Below are 20,085 nucleotides of genomic sequence, written 5' to 3' on the forward strand. Positions count from 1 at the left end.
CCGTCAGCTGCGCACGCGTCACACACGCCGATCTACCGGATCAGGCCACGACGGACAGGCGAATCCCACAAATTGATCACAACCCGATACGCGCCCTAGCGCCAAGTTCTGTCACTGGGAGGCTCCGCCTCTCCCTCTAAGGGTGCGTTGACCTGCTTAGATCGCCTTCAAGCTGATGATCTTAGTTGGGACTCCGGAGCTTTCCTGTTGGGGAGAGCTCGTGGGGCTGGTGACAGAACCTGGCGCTCAACAGCGTCGCCAGCCCGCCCCCCACACGGGTCGCCGGCCCCTCACGCCCTGCCAGTGACAAAACCTGGTGTTTGCGGTCACAGAAACCTGGCGTTCACCGCCGACGCGCGGGGCGGTGGAGCGGGTTCGGATAGCTTGCGAGAATTACCCATCTCCCAAGCTATCCGGCCGGGCTCGGCACGCAACAGATCCTCGTTTTCTATTTTCTATTTCCAGAAATTCAGAAAATCGGTAGGCTGGGCCGCCGTGACGACGTCCGTGACCATCACCGCGTGCAAGCACTGCGGCGCGCCCATCGAGCAGCCCGTCCGACGGGGGAGGCCGCGCGAATACTGCCCGGACGGCGACTGCCAGGCGGCGGCCAAGCGGGAGCGGGAGCTGCGCCGCGCCACACCGGGCCTGGAGGGCGCGCTGGCGCGGGTGGAAGACCTGTACGAACGCATGGAAAAGGGCCTGGCGGCGGCGATCGAGCCGCTGGCGCAGGTGCTCGCCCAGGAGCTGAGCCCGGCGGGAGTCGAGGCGAAGCTGAGCGCGATCCAGGCCGAGGCGCACACGAGCGTCGCGATCGCCCGCGCCGAGCGCGAGCAGGCGCTGGAACAGGTACGGCTGGCCCGCGAGGCCGCCGAAGAGGCCCGGCGGGAGGCCGAGGAGGCCCGCCGCCGTACGGAGGAGGCCTACGCCGAGAGGGACACCGCCTTCGCCGACGCGGAGACCGCCCGCGAGCAGGCCCTGGCCGCGCTGCGGGAGGCCGCGAGCACCGAACGGCGGGCCAGGCAGGAAGCAGACCAGGCCGTACGCCGGGCCGAGGCGGCCGAGACCGCCCGTGAGCAGGCCGTACGCGAACTGGCCGACCGGATGGACCGGGCCGTGGCCGAGGTCCGCCTGGCCCGGGAGCAGGCCGGGCAGGCCGTCCAGGAACGCGACGAGGCGCAGGCCGACGCGCGGGCGGCGCGGGCGGAGGCCGAGCTGGCCCGCCGCGCGCATCGCGAGGCCGAGCAGTCCAGCGCCGCCGCGCTGGCCCGCGCCCAGGCGGCCGAGGCCGAACGCGACCGCGCGGTCGCGCGTGCGGAGGCCGAGCGCGACCGGGCCGTGGCGCAGGCCCACGACGAGCGTGACCGGATGCTGGCCAGGGCCGAGGCGGCGGAGGCGGCCCGGGAGCAGGCCGTGACGGAGGCCGCCCGGCTGCGCGCGGAGGCGGCGCAGGCCGAGGCGCGCGCGGGTGCGGCCGTCGCGGCCGCGGCCCGGTCGGAGCAGGACGCCCGGGACGCCGCGGCCGAGCGGGAGCGGCTCCAGGCGGAGCTGTCGCTGGAACGGGCCCGGCTGGCCGACCTGCGCGCGCAGCTCGACGTGGCCCGGGCCGAGGCGGCCCAGCTGCGCGAACGCGCGGTCGCCGCCGAGCTGCGGCTGCGCCAGGAGCCTCCGGAACGACCACCTGGGCCGTGACGGCGACCCGGCCGCCCGCTGCGCGCTATGCCGCCGCCTCGACGGCCGAGCCCGCCGCGGCCGGCTTGCCGGTGACGCGACGGCGCCGGACCGGCAGCCCGAACGTCGGGTTGGCGACGTTCCAGGCCGCGCTCTTGCAGATCAGCTCCTTGTAGACGGCGGCCAGCCGTCCGGTCAGCACCGCCCCCACGGAGCGGTCGTCGGCGGTGACGTACTGGATCAGGCCGTACTTGCGGCCCAGCGAGATGCACTGGTTGAAGTAGCGGATCGGCACGTTCGGGAGCTTCCCGCCGGTCAGGCGCGCGGCGATCGCCTCGGCGGCCTGCCAGGCCGTCAGAGTGCCGGAGGCGCACGACATGCGCAGCGGCTTGTCGCCCGGGCCCATCGCGTGGGCCGCGTCGCCGATGGCGTACACGTCCGGGTGCGAGACCGAGCGCATGGTCGCGTCGACCACGATCTGCCCGGTGCCGGTGACCTCCAGGGTGGTCGCCTCGGCGATCGGGTTGACCGCGAAGCCGGTGGCCCACACGGTGACCGCGGCGGGGATGGCCGTGCCGCCGGCGGTGGTGACGCGGCCGGCTTCGACGCCGGTGACGGCGGTGTTCTCGTGCACCGTGATCCCGAGCGTGCGGCAGACCTTCCGCAGGTACGCGCGGCCCTTGGGCGACAGCCAGCCGCCGAGAACGCCGTCGGCGGCGAGCGCGACGTCGAGGTCGGGGCGGGCCTCGGCGATCTCGGTGGCGGCCTCCAGGCCGGTGAGTCCGGCGCCGACGACGACCACGGTCTGCCCGGCGCCGAGGCGGGCCAGGCGCTCGCGCAGCCGAAGCGCTCCGGACCGGCCGGCGATCTCGTAGGCGTGCTCGGCGACCCCGGGGACCCCCTGGGAGTTCCACCCGCTGCCGAGGGCGTATACGAGCGTGTCGTAGGACAGTTCCTCGGTCCGTCCGCCGTTCACGCCGGAGACGGTGACGGTATTGCGGTCGGCGTCGAGGCCGGTGACCTTGGCGAGCTTCAGCTCGACGCCGGTGCCGGCGAACATCTCGCTGTACGGCCGGGGCTTGAGGTCCTGGCCGGCCGCCAGCTGGTGCATCCGGACGCGCTCGACGAAGTCGGGCTCGGCGTTGACGAGGGTGATGGCGACGTCATCGCGGTGGAGCCGCCTGGCCAGGCGGCCCGCTGCGGTCGCTCCGGTGTATCCGCCTCCGAGGACGACGATGTGGTGTTGCATTGCCTTGCTCCTGTCTAACGCGATCTGCCACCTGAACCGGGCAGCACGCGGTTTCCTGACAGGGAGGCGATGTGACGTACATCACATATGAGCTCACACCGTGAACAAGGGCTCCCCGTGGTCGGCCGCGGCCCACTGCGCGGTCGCGCGTTCGAGCTTGTCCGGGTTGACCTGGGTGCGCACCCCGGCGATCCCCTCGGCGGTGACCTCCAGGCACATGATGCCGACGACCCGGCCGTCCACGACGGCCACGATGGCGGGCTCGTCATTGGCGGTCCAGAGGTAGATCTGGGACTCGCCGCCGACCAGGGCCTGCTTGGCCTCGCCGGGTTTGAACAGGCCCCGCAGGAACTTCGCGACCGCGACGGCGCCCGTGAACGCCTTGGCGCGGGCCGGGATCTTCCCGCCGCCGTCGCCGATCGCGACGGCGTCCTCGGTGAGCAGGCCCACGAGCGGCTCGATCCGGCCCGTGGTGGCGGCGGCCAGGAACTCCTCGACGACGCGCCGGGCGGCGGCCCTGTCGGCCGAGGTGCGGGCCTTGCCGTCGGCGACGTGCTTCTTGGCGCGGTGGAAGATCTGCTGGCTGGCGGCCTCGGTGATGTCGAGGATCTGGGAGATCTCCCGGTGCGGGTAGTCGAAGGCCTCCCGCAGCACGTACACCGCCCGCTCGCTGGGGGACAGGCGCTCCATGATGGTGAGCACCGCGTAGGAGACCGATTCGCGCTGCTCGGCGGTGTCGGACGGGCCGAGCATCGGGTCACCGGCGAGCAGCGGCTCGGGAAGCCACTGGCCCACATAGGTCTCGCGGCGCGCCCGCGCGGAGGTGAGCTGGTTGAGGCACAGGTTGGTGAGGACCTTGGTCAGCCAGGCCTCGGGCACCTCGACGTGGTCGACGTCGGCGGCCTGCCAGCGCAGGAACGTCTCCTGCACGGCGTCCTCGGCCTCACCGGCGGACCCCAGGAGCCGGTAGGCGATGGCCTCCAGGCGCGACCTGGAGGCCTCGAACCGGTCGACGTCGTTCATGGTCAAGGGCATGACCCGATCCTAGAGCGGGCCATGTCCAACCGCCGCCGCAGGCGGGACGCGCTCAGGGGCAGCGCCCGGAGACGAGGGGGAGACGCAGGACGATCCGGGCTCCGCCGTGGTGTTCGGCGGCGTACAGGCGGCCGCCGTGCTCCTGGGCGATCTCCCGCGCGATGGGCAGGCCGAGCCCGCACCCGCCGGGATCCCGTTCGCGGGCCTCCTCCGAGCGGTAGCCGCGCTCGAAGACGCGTTCGCGGTCCTCCGGCGGGATGCCGGGACCGTCGTCGATGAGTTCGAGGACGGCGTCGGGAGGGTCGGCGGTGACCACGATCTCGATCGTGGACCGCGCGTGCCGCTCGGCGTTGGCCAGCAGATTGTTCAGCAGGCGGGCCAGGCGGATCGTCGAGGCGCGTACGTACACGTGGGGGTCGAGGCGGGGGCGGACGGCGGGGCCCGGGGGGGGGCGGCGGTCCAGCTCCTCGCTGACGAACCCGACGAGGTCGATGAGGCGCTCGTCGTCGTGGGTCTCGCTGTCGACGCGGGCGAGGTCGAGCAGGTCGGCCACGATGTCGTTGAGCCGCTCCGCGTCGCGCAGCAGTGTGCGCAGGATCCGCTGCAGGTCGGTGCCGGGGTCGGACAGCGCGACCTCCAGCTCGGTGAGCAGGCCCGTGATGGGGTTGCGCAGGTCGTGGGAGGCCTCGTAGACCAGCCGTCGCTGCCGCACGACGGCCTCGCGCAGGGCCGAGGTGGTCTCGCACTGCTCCAGGTGCGCCCGCCTGAGCTGGTCGTTGAGGATCTGCAGGTGCTGGGCCAGGGAGTGCTCGCCGCCTCCGCCGGGGCGCCGCATCGCGCGGACGAAGTCGGTGACCTCCTCGCTGGTGAGGGCGATCATCCGGACCTCGCCGTGTTCCCCGAGCACGGGCGTGTTGACCGTGCTCCAGTAGCGCTCCTCGAACACCCCTGGCCTGTCCACCAACTCGATGTCGTACCGCTGCAGGGGCATGAAGTCGCGGCGGCGGGTCTTCATCACCCGCTCCAGCGAGGTCTGCAGCACCCGCGCCCCCTGATCGCCGGCGTCCGGCGGCGCGGCGGGATTGGCCGGGAAGACGTCGAACAGGCTGCGGCCGACCACGTCGCACGCGCGGCGCCTGGCCAGGCTGAGACAGGAGTCGTTCATGTCGAGCACGGTGAAGTCGGTGGCCAGCAGAATCGCCAGGGCCGGGCTCACCCGGAACACCGCCTCGTAGTCGACCTCTGGCCTCGTGACCACGGCGCCCATCCCACACCCCGCCTTCCGGACCCCGCCGTCGGCATGACAGGCCGCCCGTCCGAAACCGGTCACTGTGTCCCATCCCCGCAGGAACGCGGGTCAAGGGCGTACGGCCCCGAACAGGCGACGGAAAATGCGATGAACGCGCCCGCGGCCATCACGGCGGCCGTCCATCAGGAGCGCCTCGCCCTGCCGTCTCACCCTGCCGGACGCCGGGCGACGGCGACGGCCGCCGCGGCGCAGACCACGGCCGGCACGACCAGCGCGTACGCCGCGCCGTGGTGATCGGGAACGCCGACGGTGATGAACGCGCCCGTGATGGCGACGCCGATCGTCGCGCCGCACTGCCGGACCGCGTTGAGCAGCCCACCGGCCACACCGGCGGTGCCCTCGGGAGCCGCGGTGACGATCAACGTGGCCAGGGCGGGCAGCGCGAACGACACGCCGAACCCGGTGGCGACCAGCCCGGCCAGCAGCAACGGGTAGGAGGCGCCCGCCCAGACGGCCGCGCCGAACGCGACGCCGCCGGCCGCGAGCAGGCCGAGCCCGGCCAACACCGGCGGCCGCGGCCCCGACCGGGCGACGATCCTGCCGGTCAGCAGCGGATTGACGGCGAAGGGCAGCGTCATGGGCAGCAGCGCCGCCCCGATCTTCCCCGGCGTCAGGCCCAGCTCCTGCTGGAAGAGCAGCGGCAGCACGAACAGCCCCCCGCTCATCGCGAAGTTGCCCGCCGCCCCCGCCAGCAGCGCGCCGGGGACGCCGGGCGCCCGCAGCACGGCGGGCGCCAGGACCGGCGCATGCCCGCGCCGCTCCCGTACGGCGAAGGCGCACACCGCCACGGCCGTCGCGCAGGCCGACCAGGCGGCGTGGACGAAGGAGCGGGCGCCGAGCGCGATCAGCATGTCGGTCAGCAGCGCCACCGCCGCGCAGGCCAGGATCGGGGCCGCCCAGTCGATGCGGCGGTCGCCGCGCGGGCAGCGTACGGCCCCCCCGGCCGTGAGGGCGAGGGGGACGGCGGCGAGCGGGCCGTTGATCACGAAGATCGCCCGCCAGCCCGCCAGGGCGGGCAGCGCCCCTCCGGCCACCGGGCCCGCCACGAGCGCGGCGCCGCTGGTCGCCGCCCAGACGGCCACCGCCTTGGCCCGCTCGGCGGGCACCGGGTACAACCGGGCGATCATCGCCATGGACGCGGGGACACAGCCCGCCGCCGCCAGGCCCAGCAGCGCCCGTAGCCCGACGAGCGCCCACAGCGACGGCGCGAGCGCGCTCAGCAGGCTGCCGAGGCCGAAGGCGGCGACGGCCACCCGGAACACGCGGTGCGCGCCGTACCTGTCGGCCACCGATCCGGCCGTCAGCAGCGCGGCTCCGAACACGAGGGTGTAGCCGGTCACGGTCCACTGCAGCCCGGTGACGCCCGCGCCGCCGAAGGACCGGGCGAGGTCGGGTTCGGCGACCGACAAGACGGTGGTGTCGAGCAGCACCATGAAATAGCCGAGGGCGATCCCGGCCAGCGCGCGGGTCCGGCCGGGCGGCGCAGGGGAAGCGGCGGGGCGAGCGGCGGAAACAGTCGACGTCACGAACAACTCCAGGAGATGGACAACCTGGGGGTCACTGTGGCGTCGGCGGCCGGACGGCTCCACCGGCCGGGCCGCAGGCCGCGTTCGGAATAACCGAACGCTCCGGGTCCGTTCGGTGCGGCATGGAACTGCGGCAGTTGCGCACCTTCGAGGCGGTCGTGGCCCATCGGACGGTCACCGACGCCGCCGTCGCCCTGGATCTCGCGCCGTCGTCGGTGTCGGAGCAGATCAGGGCCCTGGAACGGGACCTCGGGGTCGCGCTCTTCGAACGGGGACCCCGGGGGATGCGCCCGACCGCGGCGGGGGAGCGCCTGCGCGGCTGGGCACGCCGTCTGCTCGACCAGGCCGACCAGGCCAGGCGCGACGTCGCGCAGGCCCGCCCGGTGATGAGGCTCGGCGCCCTGGAGACGATCGCCGCCGTGCACGTGCCCGCCCTCCTGGCCCGGCTGGCCGAGCGGCGTCCCGACCTCGTGGTGGAGGTGCGCTCGGACGGGGTCCGCGACCGTCTCCTCGACGCGGTCGCCGCCGCCGACCTCGACGCGGCGCTGCTCCTGGACGCGGGAGACGATCTTGGCGGGCTCGGCTTCGGCGCGCCGGCCGCGCCGCTGGCCTTCCTCGACCTCGATCCCGTGCCGCTGGCGCTGGTCGCCGCGCCGGACCACCCGCTGGCCGCCGCGTCCCGGCTGCGCAGGGAGGACCTGTACGGCCAGAGGCTGCTGGTCAACGTGCCCGCCTGCTCGTTCTGGCTGGCGGGCGAGCGCCTGCTGGGCGACCGGGTGGAGCGGGTGCGGGCGGGCGGCGTGCCCGTCATGCGGGCCTGGGCCGAGCGCGGCCTCGGGATCGCGCTGCTGCCGTGGTTCGCGGTCGCCGACCGGGTCGCGGCCGGCGCCCTTGCGCGGCTCGCGTTCGACGTCCCCGGCCTGAACCTGCGCCTGGTGTGGCGGGCCGACCGCGAGGCGCTGCCGGGCATGCGCGAGATCCTCTACGCCAGCGCCGCCTCCGACGGGGTCAGCCTCCCTCCGCCCGCCGGCGACGGCGCTGCGCCACGGTGAGCCAGGCCGCCCCGGCCAGGCCGAGCACGGATGCGGCGGTGAGCCATCGGAAGGCGGCGTGGAAGGCGCCCTCCACGCCGAGGGGCAGCCGGGTGGTGAGCACCACGGCGAACACGGTGCCGCCGAGCGCGCCGCCCAGCCGTTGCAGGATGTTGACCTGCGTGGTGGCGTCGGCGAGCTGCTCGGGCGTGACCGCCTGGTAGGCCGCGATGCCGACCGGCGTCACGGCGAGCGCGAGGGCCATGCCGCGCAGCAGCAGGAGGCCCTCCACCGCGGCCGTGTTCATGTCCGTGCCGAGCACCGCGAACGGCACGGTGGTGGCCACGGCGGCGAGGCCGCCGTACGCGCTGACGACGCCGCCGCCGAAACGGTCGGTGAGCCGGCCGCTGACCGGCAGGAGCAGGGCGGTGCCGAGGCCGAGCGGGATCAGCGCCAGCCCGGTCGCGGTCACCCCGGTGTCCCTGCCGACCTGGAAGTAGAGCGGGAACAGCAGCGTGGAGCCGAACATCGCGGCCCCGGTGAGGGCGGCGGTCACCGTGGCGGCGGCGTACGCCGGGTTGGCGAACAGCCGCAGGTCGAGCACCGGGTGTGCGGTGCGGCGCGCGTGCCAGGCGAACGCGGCGAGCGCGAGGGCGCCGGCGGCGACCGGCCCGAGCGTGCCGCCCAGTCCGCCGCCGGATCGGCCTGAGGCGCCGCCGCGCTCGCCCCACGCGCTCAGGCCGTAGATCAGGAGCGGGACGCCGGCGGCGACGAGCAGCAGCCCCGGCCAGTCGAGACTCCCCGGGTGTACGGAGGGCCGCTCGCGCGGCACGTGACGCAGGCCGAGCCACAGGGCGAGCGCGCCGAGGGGGAGGGTGACGCCGCACGAGCCAGCCGCACGCGGGCAGCGACAGGCCCAGGGCGATCAGGTACGCGTTGGCCACCCACTGGGCCGCGCCGAGGCCGGCACGCAGATCGGTGGCGATCGTGTCGAGGCCGACGTTGACGACCGAGGTGTCGAGCTGGCTCATGAACGCGCCGAACGCCATCACCAGCGCGAGCCGCCAGACGGGCCAGGTGATGGGCGCGCCGGCGGCCCTCGCGGTGGGCGGAGCGGCCATCACGCCGCCGCCGGTCGCCGGACGCCTCGCAGCGCGGTGCCCCAGACGGTGAGCTGGTCGAGCAGGACGTCCAGCTCCCGGTCACGTCCGGGGCCGGGAGCGAAGTCCTCGCCGTCGAAGGCGGCTTGTCGTAGCGGCCGTAGGCGGCGGGCCAGGGCTCGTCGAGCACCGGCAGGTCGTATTCGGCGATGTCGACGAGCTCGGCCGCGAGGCGCTCGCGGCGCGCGGCCCGCCCCTGCACCCAGCGTGCGACGGCCTCGCCCCGGCGGCCCGGCCGGACGCTTCCCACGATGACGGCGACGGTGAGTTCGGGCTGCATGACATCCCCCTCCAAGATAAAGTAAACCGTGTACGGCAAAAATTAGCGTAAGCCCGATGGAGGACATGTGGAGGGGTCAGGCCGGACGGACGGGCCGAGGCGGGGCAGGCCGGCCAAGGACGCGGCCATCATCCGGGCCGCCCGTGCCGTCTTCGGACGCGACGGATACGCCCGTACGACCACCGACGCCATCGCCCGTGAGGCGGGTGTCTCGACCCGCACGCTCTACAAGCATTTCGGCAGCAAGGAGCGGCTGTTCTCGGTCGTGCTCGCCGAGAGCGCGACCCGGGTCGCCGACGCCTTCGCCGAGTACGTCGAGCGCGGGCTGCGCGAGGCGAGCGGGCCGGAGGAGCGGCTCGTCGCCGTCGGCCGCGCACTGGTCGCCCATCGCGTCGACTTCCCCGACCACTTCGCGCTCGTGCAGATGATCGACGTGGAGGGCCCGCACTTCCCCCGCGAACTGCTGGGGGAGTGGCAGGAGGCCGGGCCGCTGCGCGTGAGGGGCGAGGTCGTCCGCCGCCTGGAGGAGCTGGCCTCCGAGGGCCTGCTCCGCATCGCCGACCCCGAGCGCGCGGCGCTGCACTTCACCGCTCTGGCGACGTTCGAGGTCTCCATCCGGTCGGCCGGGGGGCCGCTCACCGGCGAGCAGATCACGGACATGGTGACCGCGGGCGTACGGGCCTTCCTGGACGGCTACCGCAGGACGGACGGCTGAGCGCCGGCCCGTGACGCGTGGCCGCGCCGCACGACGGGTTGTCCCGCGGGCGCTGGTGTGGGCCTGTCTCCGCACCGCGCTCTACCCCGGAGACTCCGCCTGGGCCGGCGCGACCGCCGCCCTGCACGGCACGCCCGGCCCGACGGGCAGGGCCGAATCGCAGTGAGCCGATCGGGGTGAGCCGATCGAGGTGAGCCGATCGGGGTGAGCAGGGCGCGGCGACCCGGACCCGCCGCAGGTCAGGCAGGGGCCCCGGGTGCCCGGCAGGCTGGAATGTCGGTGGCACGGCGTACTCTTGCCGGGTGAGCAGCAAACCCGCCTCCGAACAGCACCTGCGCGACCTCGCGTTGCTGCGCCGCGTCCGTGACCGGATCGACCGGGAGTACGCCCGGCCGCTGGACGTCGAGGCGCTCGCCCGCGGGGTGAACATGTCCGCCGGGCACCTCAGCCGCCAGTTCCGGCTCGCCTACGGCGAGTCGCCGTACAGCTATCTGATGACACGGCGGATCGAACGCGCGATGGCGCTGCTGCGCCGGGGCGACATGAGCGTCACCGAGGTCTGTTTCGCGGTCGGCTGTTCGTCGCTGGGCAGCTTCAGCACCCGCTTCACCGAGCTGGTGGGCATGCCGCCCAGCGCCTACCGGCGGCAGGCGGCGAGCGCGACGGCCGGGATGCCGCCGTGTGTGGCGAAGCAGGTGACCAGGCCCGTCAGGAATCGAGAAGCACGCGCGGCCCAGCCGCAGCTAGCGTGACTGTCATGGACGTCACCATTCACTCGGCCTTCCTCCCGCACGACGACCCCGACGTGGCGCTGGCCTTCTATCGCGACGTCCTCGGTTTCGAGGTCCGGGGCGACGCCGGTTACGGAGGGATGCGCTGGATCACCGTCGGCCCCGCCGGTCAGCCGGGCACGTCCATCGTCCTGTCCCCGCCGGGCGGCAATCCCGGCGTCACCGACGACGAGCGCCGCACCATCGCCGAGATGATGGCCAAGGGCACCTTCGCCATGATCACCCTGTCCACCGGGGACCTCGACGGCCTCTTCCGGCGGTTGCAGGACCAGGGCGCCGAGATCGTGCAGGAGCCGGTCGAGCAGCCGTACGGGGGGCGCGACTGCGCCATCCGCGATCCCGCCGGCAACATGATCCGGATCAACGAGCTGCGCTGAGCCGGCGGCGCCGCAGTCCCCCTGCGTCCCCTGCGTCGCCGAAAGAGCCGGGCGCACCGCTCGAAGCCGGTTGGATCGAGCCCTGCCACGCCGACGGAGACCCCCTAGGCGACCCCGCCTGACGTTTTGGAGAGCACGATGAGCATGGCCACGAGGACGGACACGCAAACCCCTGCGCCGCACGTTGCCGACACCCACGATCTGATCCGCGTCTACGGCGCGCGCGAGAACAACCTCAAGGACGTCAGCATCGAGATCCCGAAGCGCCGGCTCACGGTGTTCACCGGAGTCTCCGGCTCGGGCAAGAGCTCGCTGGTTTTCAGCACGATCGCCGCCGAGTCGCAGCGGCTGATCAACGAGACCTACTCGGCGTTCGTGCAGGGGTTCATGCCGACGCTGTCGCGTCCCGAGGTCGACGTGCTCGACGGGCTGACGACCGCGATCGTCGTCGACCAGGAGCGGATGGGCCCCAACCCCCGCTCCACGGTCGGCACGGTCACCGACGCCAACGCGATGCTGCGCATCCTGTTCAGCCGGCTCGGCCGGCCGCACATCGGCTCGCCCCAGGCGTTCTCCTTCAACGTCGCCTCGGTCACCGGAGCGGGCGCGGTCAAGTTCGAGCGCGGCGGCAAGACCGTGAAGGAACGGCGCGAGTTCTCCATCACCGGCGGCATGTGCCCGCGCTGCGAGGGCCTGGGCCGCACCTCCGACATCGACCTGTCCCAGCTCTACGACGACTCCAAGTCGCTCAACGAGGGCGCGCTCACGATCCCCGGCTACAGCGTCGACGGCTGGTACGGCCGCATCTTCAGCGGCTCCGGCTTCTTCGACCCGGACAAGCCGATCCGCGACTTCACCAGGACCGAGCTCGACGACCTGCTCTACAAGGAGCCGACCAAGATCAAGGTCGACAACATCAACCTCACCTACGAGGGCCTGATCCCGCGCATCCAGAAGTCGATGCTGTCCAAGGACAAGGAGGCGCTGCAGCCGCACGTCCGGGCGTTCGTGGAGCGGGCGGTGAAGTTCACCACCTGCCCCGAGTGCGGCGGCACCCGGCTCAGCGAGGCCGCGCGGTCGTCCAAGATCAAAGGCATCAGCATCGCCGACGCCTGCGCGATGCAGATCAGCGACCTGGCCGCCTGGATCCGCGACCTCGACGAGCCGTCGGTCGCGCCGCTGCTCGCCACGTTGCGGCAGCTTCTCGACTCGTTCGTGGAGATCGGGCTGGGCTACCTGTCCCTCGACCGGGCGTCGGGCACGCTGTCGGGCGGCGAGGCGCAGCGCGTCAAGATGATCCGCCACCTCGGCTCCTCGCTCACCGACGTCACCTACGTCTTCGACGAGCCCACGACTGGCCTGCACCCTCACGACATCCAGCGGATGAACGACCTGCTGCTGCGGCTGCGGGACAAGGGCAACACGGTGCTGGTCGTGGAGCACAAGCCGGAGATGATCGCGATCGCCGACCACGTCGTCGACCTCGGCCCCGGCGCCGGCACGGCGGGCGGCACGGTGTGCTTCGAGGGCACCGTCGAGGGGCTGCGGGCCAGCGGCACCGTCACCGGCCGCCATTTCGACGACCGGGCGGCCCTCAAGGAAACGGTGCGCACGCCCACCGGCACCCTGGAGATCCGCGGCGCGACGGCGAACAACCTGCGCGACGTCGACGTCGACATCCCGCTCGGGGTGCTCGTCGTCGTCACCGGAGTCGCCGGGTCGGGCAAGAGCTCGCTCATCCACGGGTCGGTCCCGGCCGGCGCGGGCGTGGTGTCGGTCGACCAGGGCGGCATCCGCGGCTCGCGGCGGAGCAACCCGGCGACCTACACCGGGCTGCTCGACCCGATCCGCAAGGCGTTCGCGAAGGCCAACGGCGTGAAGCCGGCGCTGTTCAGCGCCAACTCCGAGGGCGCCTGCCCCACCTGCAACGGCGCCGGCGTGATCTACACCGACCTGGCGATGATGGCCGGAGTGTCCACCACCTGCGAGGAGTGCGAGGGGAAGCGGTTCCAGGCGGCGGTGCTGGAGCACAAGCTCGGCGGGCGCGACATCAGCGAGGTGCTCGCGATGCCCGTGTCGGAGGCACAGGAGTTCTTCGGCTCCGGCGAGGCCCGCACGCCCGCCGCGCGCGCCATCCTCGACCGGCTCGCCGACGTCGGCCTCGGCTACCTCACCCTCGGCCAGCCGCTCACCACGCTGTCCGGCGGCGAACGGCAGCGGCTCAAGCTCGCCACCCACATGGCAGACAAGGGCGGCGTCTACGTCCTCGACGAGCCGACCGCCGGTCTCCACCTCGCCGACGTCGAGCAACTGCTCGGGCTGCTCGACCGGCTGGTCGACTCCGGCAAGTCGGTCATCGTGATCGAGCACCACCAGGCGGTCATGGCGCACGCCGACTGGATCATCGACCTGGGCCCCGGCGCCGGTCACGACGGCGGCCGGATCGTCTTCGAAGGCACCCCGGCCGACCTCGTCGCCGCCCGCTCCACCCTCACCGGCGAGCACCTCGCGGCCTACGTCGGCGCCTGACCTCGGCCTGTCGCGAATGCCGGTCCGGGCCCGAGGCTCGCCCAAGCTGAGCACGCGACAGCAGGCCGAACCAGTGCGCGTGCCACATGCGATCACCGTCGCCGACCTGATGGGTTCGCCATCGGAATGGCGACGGTGTACCGCAACTCTCTAAGCGCGCAGGCCCGCCGACAACCGCAGGCCCGTCGGCCGGTGGAGCTCGGACATGAGCGCGACCGCCTCATCAGCGTATTCCCCCGGGCTGTGACCTGGGTCGACGTCATCAACCTGGGGTTTGAGCCGCACTCCCTGTTCTGAGGGTCACGAAGCCGTGGAGAACTGGGCCGGTAGGCCGTCCAGCAACTGACTCAGCAGCCCGTATCCGCCATCGACCCGGATCACCTGGCCGGTGACCGTGGCGAACGCGCCGTCCACGAGCGCGGCGATCGGGCGAGCCAAATCCTGCGGCCGCAGCATCGTGCCGGTCACCGACCGGTCACCGAAGTGGCGCCGGATGCCATCGGTGAACACCTCAGCGGTGGCATCGGTACGAACCGCGCCAGGGGCGACGGCATTGACGGTGATGCCGTCCCGTATGGTCTCGCCGGCGATCTGCTGGGCGAAGGCGTTCACCGCGGCTTTGGCAGTGGACTGGGCGGCACTGCCGATGATCAGCTCGGCCGCGGTAGCGGAGACGTAGACGATCCGGCCGGACCGCCGCCGGCGCATGACCGGCAGCACCCGCCGGGTCAGGTGGTAGATGCCGGCCAGCTCATCGCTGATCTTGGCTGCGAACGCCTCCCACGGCACATGCTCCAGCGGGCCGAAAGGCGGCGCCGCGGTGTGGGCGTTGCCCACAAGCACGTCGATCCGCCCGTGCTCGGCGACCACCCGGTCCACCAGCGTGGTCACCTGGGCTTCGTCGGTCACGTCGGCCTGTACCGCCTGCGCGGCGCCGATCTGCTTGACCACCAGCTCCGCGGAGTCGGCGTCTCTCAGATAGTTGACTATCACGTGATAGCCGAGCCGGCCCAACTCGAGCGCGGTCGCGGCTCCGATTCCCCGGCCGGCTCCGCTAACCAGCGCCCAGCAGCGCTATGACCACGGCGTGACTCCTGCCGACCAGGTGATTCTGAGCCAATAATGCAGAATGCGGCGATCTGCACGCGCACGGCTTACGGACGGGCGTCGTCCCGGAGTCGGCGCTCGCGCCTGCCGCGGGCCAGTTCGGTGCCCAGGGCGTCGAGGCGCTGGTTCCAGAAGCGGCGGAAGTGGTCGAGCCAGGTGTCGACCTCGCGGAGCGGCGCCGGGTCGACGGCGTAAAGGCGCCGGGTGCCCTCGGCCCGGACCGTCGCGAAACCGCTCTCCCGCAGCACGCGCAGGTGCTGGGACACCCCGGGCTGGGAGATCCCGAACTCCTCCTGCACGATCGCGCCGATCTCCCCGGCGGGGCGCTCGCCCTCCGCGAGCAGTTCCAGGATCCGGCGGCGCACCGGATCGCCGAGGACGTCGAACGCGTGCATGCCGTCAGGCTCGCAGCTCGCGCTCGCGTAGGTCAATTCGGCAGGAGCCGTACGCTCCCGGCCGGGACGGCGAAGCGCGCCGGGATCACCGGCGCGCTTGTGGGCCGTCGTCGGAACGACGATGGATCGTCCGCCAGAAGGCCGTCCGTCAGGAGGAGGCGGACAGGTCCCCGGGGTACATCGGGTAGCCGTATCCCGCCACCTGCCAGGTGGGACGGGTGCGGGCCTCGACGGCGCCGCCGTCGCCCGTGTTGCCCTCGATGGTCTGGATCGTTCCGTCGCCGTTGTCCTTGACGACGAACCCGACGTGGTTGATGTCGTCGATGTGCTTGCTGCCGCTCCAGGCGAAGAACACCACCGCGCCCGGCTTGGGCGTGTGACCCCAGCGGCCGTGGTCGGCGAACCACTGCGCGTGCTTCACGGTGTACGCGTCGGCGCCCATCACCGGGCCGATGCCGAGCTGCTGGCCCACCCAGGACACGAACATGTCGCACCAGGGGGCGTTGAGGTAGTCGGCGAGCTTGCCGCCGTCGCGGGCGAGGGTCTCGCGGGCGCGCGGCGTGGACATGTACCACTCCTGGAACTTGGTGCCGCCGCCCTTGGCGTTCTCGCTGATCCCGATCTGGCTCCTGGCCAGCTTCAGCACGTCGGCCGAGGTGATCTTGGGCAGCCTGGCGGCGATCTCCGGCATGGACTGCGCGGTCGCCGGACCCTTCCCGGTCGCCGGGTTGTCCGCGTGCGCCGCGGGCGCCGCGATCAGCACGGCCGAGGCGAGGGCTCCGCCCGCGAGGGCAGCGCGGACCCAAGTGGTGAAGACGTGCATGGTGGGGCGTTCTCCCTTACTTCCATGCCACCTACCGGGTTAGCTGACGGGTTCGGGCTGGAAGTCGCCCTACGGCACGCATGCCGATTCACCCCAGGAGAGGTGGGTCCCCGGCTCCGCGCGGACGCGGACTCGGCGGCCGGGCGGCAGGCCGGGATGGCCGGCCGCGTCGGTCTGAGGAGGGCTTCTTGACCATTGAGATGAGCAAGTGCGCCCTGAGCTGCCTAAAAGCTAATAGACCAGGTCAGACCGGTCAAGTAACTACAAGAGGGATTTTACCCGTCAAGTCCGGTACAAAGCGGACGGCAAGGGTACGGTGAGGCGGCCCCCGATCAGCGGGACCCCGCCCCTGACGGCGATCCCGCCCTGCCCCGCCCTCCGCCGCGGGCCCGGCGCGGGGGCGCTACCCCCGCGCCGGGACCCGGAAAAATCTCCCGGCCTCGCTTGACGCGCCCTTGGTCGCGGCGTCGTCAACGGGAGATCGCGTACGCGCCCGTGTCGAGGTCGTCGACGAGGGCCGGGCCGGTGGGCGTCCACCCGAGGAGGGTGCGCGTCGCGGTGCTGGTCGCCGCGAGGTCCATGCCGAAGAAGTTGCCGATCCACCCGAAGTGGTCCGGCACGTCTCCGGGGGCGATCGAGGCGACGGGAAGGCCGAACGCGCGGCCGATCGCCTCCGCGATCACGCGGGTCGGGACGCCTTCCTCGGCGACGGCGTGCAGCCGCGCGCCCGCGGGCGCCTTCTCCAGGCCGAGTGCGACCATGCGGGCGGCGTCGCGCACGTGCACGGCGGACCAGCGGTTGGCGCCGTCGCCCGGGTAACCCGAAACGCCCTTCTCGCGGGCGATCGCGGCGAGGATCGCGATGAAGCCGTGGTCGCCGGTGCCGTGCACGGTCGGCGCGAAGCGCAGGCTCACGGTGTGCACGCCACGCTCGACGAACTCCAGCGCCAGGTTCTCGCTCCCGCCGCGGGGCGAATCGGGGCCGTGGAACGGCGACGGGTCGTCCTCGGTGGCGGGCCGGCCCGGGGCGAAACCGGCGAGTCCCGAGGCGAGCAGGAACGGACGACCGGTTCCCTCCAGCGCCTCGCCGATGGTCTGCACGGCGGCTCGTTCGGTCGCCGCCGTGCCGGCCGGGTCGGACCAGTCGTGCTTGTTCGCGAGATGGATGACGGCGTCGGCGTCCCGGGCGCCCAGGCGGATGCCGTCGAGATCGTCGAGGTCGCCGCGGCGGACCCGGGCCCCCTTGCCCTCCAGGGCGGCGGCGGACGCGTCCGACCTCGCCAGTCCGATGACCTCGTGACCGGCGGCGAGCAGCTCATCGGTCACCGCGGAGCCGATCCATCCGGAGGCTCCGGTGACGAAAACACGCATGAGGAATCTCCTTCGGCGCACCGCCGGCAGGGCGGAGCGACTTCCCGAAAAACTGATGTCTGTGACTGACGTCAGTCACAGACATCACGGTACTCCTTCGTGGCCGTCATCACTACACTTGATCGCATGACGCGTTGGGCGCCCGGGGCCGCCGAGCGGCTGCAGGAGGCCGCGCTCGAACTGTTCGCGACCCACGGGTTCGAGCAGACGACCGCCACGGACATCGCACAGTCCGTCGGCCTGACCGAGCGCACCTTCTACCGCCACTTCAGCGACAAGCGCGAGGTCCTCTTCCACAACCAGCACCTGTTCACCCAGGCGTTCCTCGCCGGTGTGGAGGCCGCGCCGCCGGACGCGTCGCCGATCGAGATCGTCGCCTGCGCCCTGCGGTCCGCGACGTCCTTCTTCCCGGACGAGCGCCGGCATCATTCGCGAACCCGGCAGTCCGTGATCGACCAGAACCCCGCGCTGCAGGAACGCGAGCGGCACAAGCTCGCCACCCTCGCCGAGGCGGTCGCGGGCGCCCTGCGCGCGCGAGGCGTGGACGAGCCCGCGGCCACCCTGGCGGCGGAGTCGGGCGTCACCGTGTTCAAGATCGCTTTCGTTCAGTGGCTCCGCGAGGACGAGCAGCGCTCCCTCGCCGCCCTCGCGGAGGACATGCTGCGCGAACTGCTGGCCCTGACCCGCGACCAGGCCTGAGCGACCCGCGGGGTCACGGCGCGCACGGCCGCACGGCTTACTTCGGCAGGCGTACGGTCACCACCAGGCCGCCCTCGGGCCGGGCCAGCGCCTCCACCCCGCCGCCGTGTGCCACCGCGATGGCCCGGACGATCGACAGGCCCAGGCCCGCCCCGCGGGCGGAGCGGACCCGGTCGCCCCCGAGCCGGCGGAACGGCTCGAACAGGTCGTCCACCTCGTACGGCGGAACCGGCGGCCCGGTGTTCTCCACCGTCACGCTCACCCCCGCCTCGTCCTCCCGCAAGCGGACCCAGACCTCCCCGTCCCGCACGTTGTACTTGATCGCGTTCTCCAGCAGGTTGAACACACAGCGTTCGAGGAACAGCGGATCGCCGTGCGCGACCACCGGGCACAGGTCCTCGTGCACGATGACCTTCCTGCGGCGCGGCTGCAGGTCGATCTGCTCCATCGCCGTACGGACGACCTGCCGCAGGTCGACCGGCTTGCGCGCGGTCACCTCCTGCTCCGACTGCGCCAGCATGAGCAGGCCCTCGATCAGCCGCTCATACCTCGCGTTGGTGCCGAGCAGCGCGCGGGCCAGCGCCTTGAGGTCCTCCGAGGCCGCCGGCTCCTCCAGCGACACCTCCAGCACCGTACGGTTGATCGCCAGCGGGGTGCGCAGCTCGTGGGAGGCGTTGGCGATGAACCGGCGCTGGGCGTCGAACACCCGGTGCAGCCGGTCGAGCATCGCGTCGAAGGTGTCGGCGAGCCGCTTGACCTCGTCCTGGGGGCCGCGCAGCGCGATCCGCTCGTGCAGCGTGCTCTCCGACAGCCGCTGCGCGGTCTCGGTCACCCGGTCGAGCGGGCGCAGCGCGCGGTCGGCCACCAGGTAGCCCACCACCACCGCGACGGCGCCGACGAGGACCATGACGACCACCGAGGAGCGGAGCACGTCGCTCAGCACGTCGGCCGCCCCCTGCTCGACGTTGGTGCGCACCCGCTGCGCGAGCGTGTCGCTGTCGGGCAGCGTGGTCCCCATGACGGCCCCGGGGGCGCCGACGCCGGTCACCTTCGACGCCACCGCCACCACGAACCGCTGGTTGAGCGCCCGCGCGGTCAGCAGGTGGGTGAACCACAGCAGCACCGACCCCGCCAGGAAGAACAGCCCGCCGTACAGCAGGGTGAGCCGCATCCGCAGGCCGAGCCTGCTCCACAGGGACAGCACACGCCTCACAGCCGATACCCCCGGCCCGGCACGTTCTCGATCACCGGCGGCTCGCCCAGCTTGCGGCGCAGCGAGGTGATGGTGACGCGCAGCACGCCCGTGCCCGCGTCGGCGTGCTCGTCCCACACGCTCGCGCGCAGCCGGGCCGAGCTGACCAGCCCTCCGCCGGCGCGCATGAGCTCGTGCAGCACGTCGAACTCCCTGCGGCCCAGCGCCACCTGCCGCCCGTCGCGCACCACCGTACGGCGGGCGGGGTCGAGCCGGATCCCGGCCCGCTCCAGCACGGGCCGCACCGCCCGGGGCGAGCGCCGGGCCAGGGCCCGGATGCGGGCCACCAGCTCGGCGAACGCGAACGGCTTGACCAGGTAGTCGTCGGCGCCCAGGGACAGGCCCCCGACCCGGTCACGCACCCGCCCGGCCGCCGTCAGCATGAGGATGCGGCTCGCCCCGGCGGCCGTGACCAGCTCCCGGCACACGTCGTCGCCGTGCACCTCGGGCAGGTCGCGGTCGAGCACGACCACGTCGTAGTCGACGTAGGAGGCCAGCTTCAGCGCCTCCTGACCGTCGTAGGCCACGTCCACCGCGATGGCGTGCAGCCGCAGCCCCCGGGCGACGGCCTCGGCCAGCTGTTCCTCGTCCTCGACCACGAGCACCCGCATCCGAACCTCCCGCTCGGGTTCGAGGGTGGCGCAGCCGGTGTTAGCCATGGATAAGCCGATCTCGCTTATCCGCGTTTAGCACCGCCTCCGCTGGAGTTGGGCCCCGTCCCGGGCGAACGCCCCGGACGAGGAGAAGCGACGGAGGAGGAAGGACC

19 protein-coding genes, 1 pseudogene and 1 riboswitch are annotated in these 20,085 nt (G+C 72.7%); of the genes and pseudogenes, 8 read left to right on the forward strand and 12 right to left on the reverse strand.

The genetic code is table 11. The annotated features are described in order from the left end of the window. The first annotated feature begins 495 nt into the window (after positions 1–495). Positions 496–1,692: a hypothetical protein gene (locus FLV34_RS32230; protein WP_147944887.1), complete on the forward strand. Its 1,197-nt coding sequence runs from the start codon at positions 496–498 to the stop codon at positions 1,690–1,692. Positions 1,693–1,717: 25 nt separating this feature from the next. Here FLV34_RS32230 and FLV34_RS32235 read toward each other — a convergent pair whose 3' ends face one another. The 4 genes from FLV34_RS32235 to FLV34_RS32250 all read right to left on the reverse strand — a co-directional run bounded on the left by FLV34_RS32235 (position 1,718) and on the right by FLV34_RS32250 (position 6,790). Further along, positions 1,718–2,920 carry an NAD(P)/FAD-dependent oxidoreductase gene (locus FLV34_RS32235; protein WP_147944888.1) on the reverse strand — a complete coding sequence of 401 codons (1,203 nt, stop codon included), beginning with the start codon at positions 2,918–2,920 and terminating at the stop codon, positions 1,718–1,720. 93 nt (positions 2,921–3,013) lie between these two features. Next, a complete protein-coding gene (locus tag FLV34_RS32240; RefSeq protein ID WP_147944889.1) occupies positions 3,014–3,955 on the reverse strand; it encodes an RNA polymerase sigma-70 factor in 942 nt (313 codons plus the stop codon). Between the two features lie 52 nt (positions 3,956–4,007). Continuing rightward, a complete protein-coding gene (locus tag FLV34_RS32245; RefSeq protein ID WP_187280790.1) occupies positions 4,008–5,213 on the reverse strand; it encodes a cell wall metabolism sensor histidine kinase WalK in 1,206 nt (401 codons plus the stop codon). A gap of 197 nt (positions 5,214–5,410) precedes the next feature. After that, positions 5,411–6,790: an MFS transporter gene (locus tag FLV34_RS32250; RefSeq protein WP_261985980.1), complete on the reverse strand. Its 1,380-nt coding sequence runs from the start codon at positions 6,788–6,790 to the stop codon at positions 5,411–5,413. A gap of 122 nt (positions 6,791–6,912) precedes the next feature. Between FLV34_RS32250 and FLV34_RS32255 the strand changes: the two genes are divergently transcribed. After that, positions 6,913–7,842 carry a LysR family transcriptional regulator gene (locus FLV34_RS32255; protein ID WP_142651028.1) on the forward strand — a complete coding sequence of 310 codons (930 nt, stop codon included), beginning with the start codon at positions 6,913–6,915 and terminating at the stop codon, positions 7,840–7,842. Here FLV34_RS32255 and FLV34_RS32260 read toward each other — a convergent pair. Then, a complete protein-coding gene (locus FLV34_RS32260) occupies positions 7,799–8,653 on the reverse strand; it encodes a hypothetical protein (protein ID WP_222709696.1) in 855 nt (284 codons plus the stop codon). The two genes, FLV34_RS32255 and FLV34_RS32260, sit on opposite strands and share 44 nt — an antisense overlap. Before the next feature lie 155 nt (positions 8,654–8,808). On the opposite strand from FLV34_RS32260, the gene FLV34_RS41875 reads away from it, so the two are divergent. Further along, positions 8,809–8,994: a hypothetical protein gene (locus tag FLV34_RS41875; protein ID WP_222709699.1), complete on the forward strand. Its 186-nt coding sequence runs from the start codon at positions 8,809–8,811 to the stop codon at positions 8,992–8,994. A gap of 102 nt (positions 8,995–9,096) precedes the next feature. On the opposite strand, the pseudogene FLV34_RS32265 reads toward FLV34_RS41875, so the two are convergent. After that, positions 9,097–9,261, reverse strand: a pseudogene (locus tag FLV34_RS32265) (NADPH-dependent FMN reductase); the annotation flags it as partial. A 67-nt stretch (positions 9,262–9,328) separates the two neighbouring features. Between FLV34_RS32265 and FLV34_RS32270 the strand changes: the two are divergent. The 4 genes from FLV34_RS32270 (at position 9,329) to FLV34_RS32285 (ending at position 13,673) form a co-directional block, all read left to right on the forward strand. Continuing rightward, complete coding sequence (locus FLV34_RS32270) at positions 9,329–9,976, forward strand: TetR/AcrR family transcriptional regulator (protein WP_142651027.1); 648 nt, start codon at positions 9,329–9,331, stop codon at positions 9,974–9,976. Positions 9,977–10,278: 302 nt separating this feature from the next. Further along, on the forward strand, positions 10,279–10,728 hold the full coding sequence (locus tag FLV34_RS32275; protein WP_147944891.1) for a helix-turn-helix transcriptional regulator: 450 nt from the start codon (positions 10,279–10,281) through the stop codon (positions 10,726–10,728). A 5-nt stretch (positions 10,729–10,733) separates the two neighbouring features. Continuing rightward, entirely contained in the window at positions 10,734–11,144 is a 411-nt protein-coding gene (locus tag FLV34_RS32280) for a VOC family protein (RefSeq protein ID WP_147944892.1), read from the forward strand. A 138-nt stretch (positions 11,145–11,282) separates the two neighbouring features. Continuing rightward, positions 11,283–13,673: an excinuclease ABC subunit UvrA gene (locus FLV34_RS32285; RefSeq protein WP_147944893.1), complete on the forward strand. Its 2,391-nt coding sequence runs from the start codon at positions 11,283–11,285 to the stop codon at positions 13,671–13,673. Positions 13,674–13,973: 300 nt separating this feature from the next. On the opposite strand, the gene FLV34_RS32290 is transcribed toward FLV34_RS32285, so the two are convergent. The 4 genes from FLV34_RS32290 to FLV34_RS32305 form a co-directional block, all read right to left on the reverse strand. After that, a complete protein-coding gene (locus FLV34_RS32290; RefSeq protein ID WP_147944894.1) occupies positions 13,974–14,735 on the reverse strand; it encodes an SDR family NAD(P)-dependent oxidoreductase in 762 nt (253 codons plus the stop codon). 92 nt (positions 14,736–14,827) lie between these two features. Next, the gene (locus FLV34_RS32295) at positions 14,828–15,175 is read right to left on the reverse strand and encodes a helix-turn-helix transcriptional regulator (protein WP_142651023.1); all 348 of its coding nucleotides are present in this window, start codon (positions 15,173–15,175) and stop codon (positions 14,828–14,830) included. Between the two features lie 148 nt (positions 15,176–15,323). Next, the gene (locus tag FLV34_RS32300) at positions 15,324–15,998 is read right to left on the reverse strand and encodes a CHAP domain-containing protein (RefSeq protein ID WP_142651022.1); all 675 of its coding nucleotides are present in this window, start codon (positions 15,996–15,998) and stop codon (positions 15,324–15,326) included. Between the two features lie 14 nt (positions 15,999–16,012). Next, positions 16,013–16,146, reverse strand: a riboswitch (cyclic di-AMP (ydaO/yuaA leader). Between the two features lie 322 nt (positions 16,147–16,468). Beyond that, complete coding sequence (locus tag FLV34_RS32305; RefSeq protein WP_142651021.1) at positions 16,469–17,368, reverse strand: SDR family oxidoreductase; 900 nt, start codon at positions 17,366–17,368, stop codon at positions 16,469–16,471. A 126-nt stretch (positions 17,369–17,494) separates the two neighbouring features. On the opposite strand from FLV34_RS32305, the gene FLV34_RS32310 reads away from it, so the two are divergent. After that, positions 17,495–18,067: a TetR/AcrR family transcriptional regulator gene (locus FLV34_RS32310; RefSeq protein WP_142651020.1), complete on the forward strand. Its 573-nt coding sequence runs from the start codon at positions 17,495–17,497 to the stop codon at positions 18,065–18,067. A 37-nt stretch (positions 18,068–18,104) separates the two neighbouring features. On the opposite strand, the gene FLV34_RS32315 is transcribed toward FLV34_RS32310, so the two are convergent. Both FLV34_RS32315 and FLV34_RS32320 read right to left on the reverse strand, forming a co-directional pair. Then, complete coding sequence (locus tag FLV34_RS32315; protein ID WP_260617482.1) at positions 18,105–19,280, reverse strand: cell wall metabolism sensor histidine kinase WalK; 1,176 nt, start codon at positions 19,278–19,280, stop codon at positions 18,105–18,107. Further along, positions 19,277–19,930 (reverse strand): response regulator transcription factor, encoded by a 654-nt coding sequence (locus FLV34_RS32320; RefSeq protein WP_142651045.1) that lies wholly within the window; start codon positions 19,928–19,930, stop codon positions 19,277–19,279. The genes FLV34_RS32315 and FLV34_RS32320 overlap by 4 nt, the downstream gene beginning before the upstream one ends. Positions 19,931–20,085 lie beyond the last annotated feature (155 nt).

This window comes from Microbispora sp. CSR-4 (assembly GCF_008033685.1).
GTDB lineage: Bacteria > Actinomycetota > Actinomycetes > Streptosporangiales > Streptosporangiaceae > Microbispora.

Excerpts from the sequence above, each read along its gene's own strand:
- FLV34_RS32235 (WP_147944888.1), bottom strand. The coding sequence starts at position 2,920 with ATGCAACACCACATCGTCGTCCTCGGAGGCGGATACACCGGAGCGACC.
- FLV34_RS32240 (WP_147944889.1), bottom strand. The coding sequence starts at position 3,955 with ATGCCCTTGACCATGAACGACGTCGACCGGTTCGAGGCCTCCAGGTCG.
- FLV34_RS32255 (WP_142651028.1), top strand. The coding sequence starts at position 6,913 with ATGGAACTGCGGCAGTTGCGCACCTTCGAGGCGGTCGTGGCCCATCGG.
- FLV34_RS32280 (WP_147944892.1), top strand. The coding sequence starts at position 10,734 with ATGGACGTCACCATTCACTCGGCCTTCCTCCCGCACGACGACCCCGAC.
- FLV34_RS32285 (WP_147944893.1), top strand. The coding sequence starts at position 11,283 with ATGAGCATGGCCACGAGGACGGACACGCAAACCCCTGCGCCGCACGTT.
- FLV34_RS32295 (WP_142651023.1), bottom strand. The coding sequence starts at position 15,175 with ATGCACGCGTTCGACGTCCTCGGCGATCCGGTGCGCCGCCGGATCCTG.
- FLV34_RS32300 (WP_142651022.1), bottom strand. The coding sequence starts at position 15,998 with ATGCACGTCTTCACCACTTGGGTCCGCGCTGCCCTCGCGGGCGGAGCC.
- FLV34_RS32305 (WP_142651021.1), bottom strand. The coding sequence starts at position 17,368 with ATGCGTGTTTTCGTCACCGGAGCCTCCGGATGGATCGGCTCCGCGGTG.
- FLV34_RS32310 (WP_142651020.1), top strand. The coding sequence starts at position 17,495 with ATGACGCGTTGGGCGCCCGGGGCCGCCGAGCGGCTGCAGGAGGCCGCG.
- FLV34_RS32320 (WP_142651045.1), bottom strand. The coding sequence starts at position 19,930 with ATGCGGGTGCTCGTGGTCGAGGACGAGGAACAGCTGGCCGAGGCCGTC.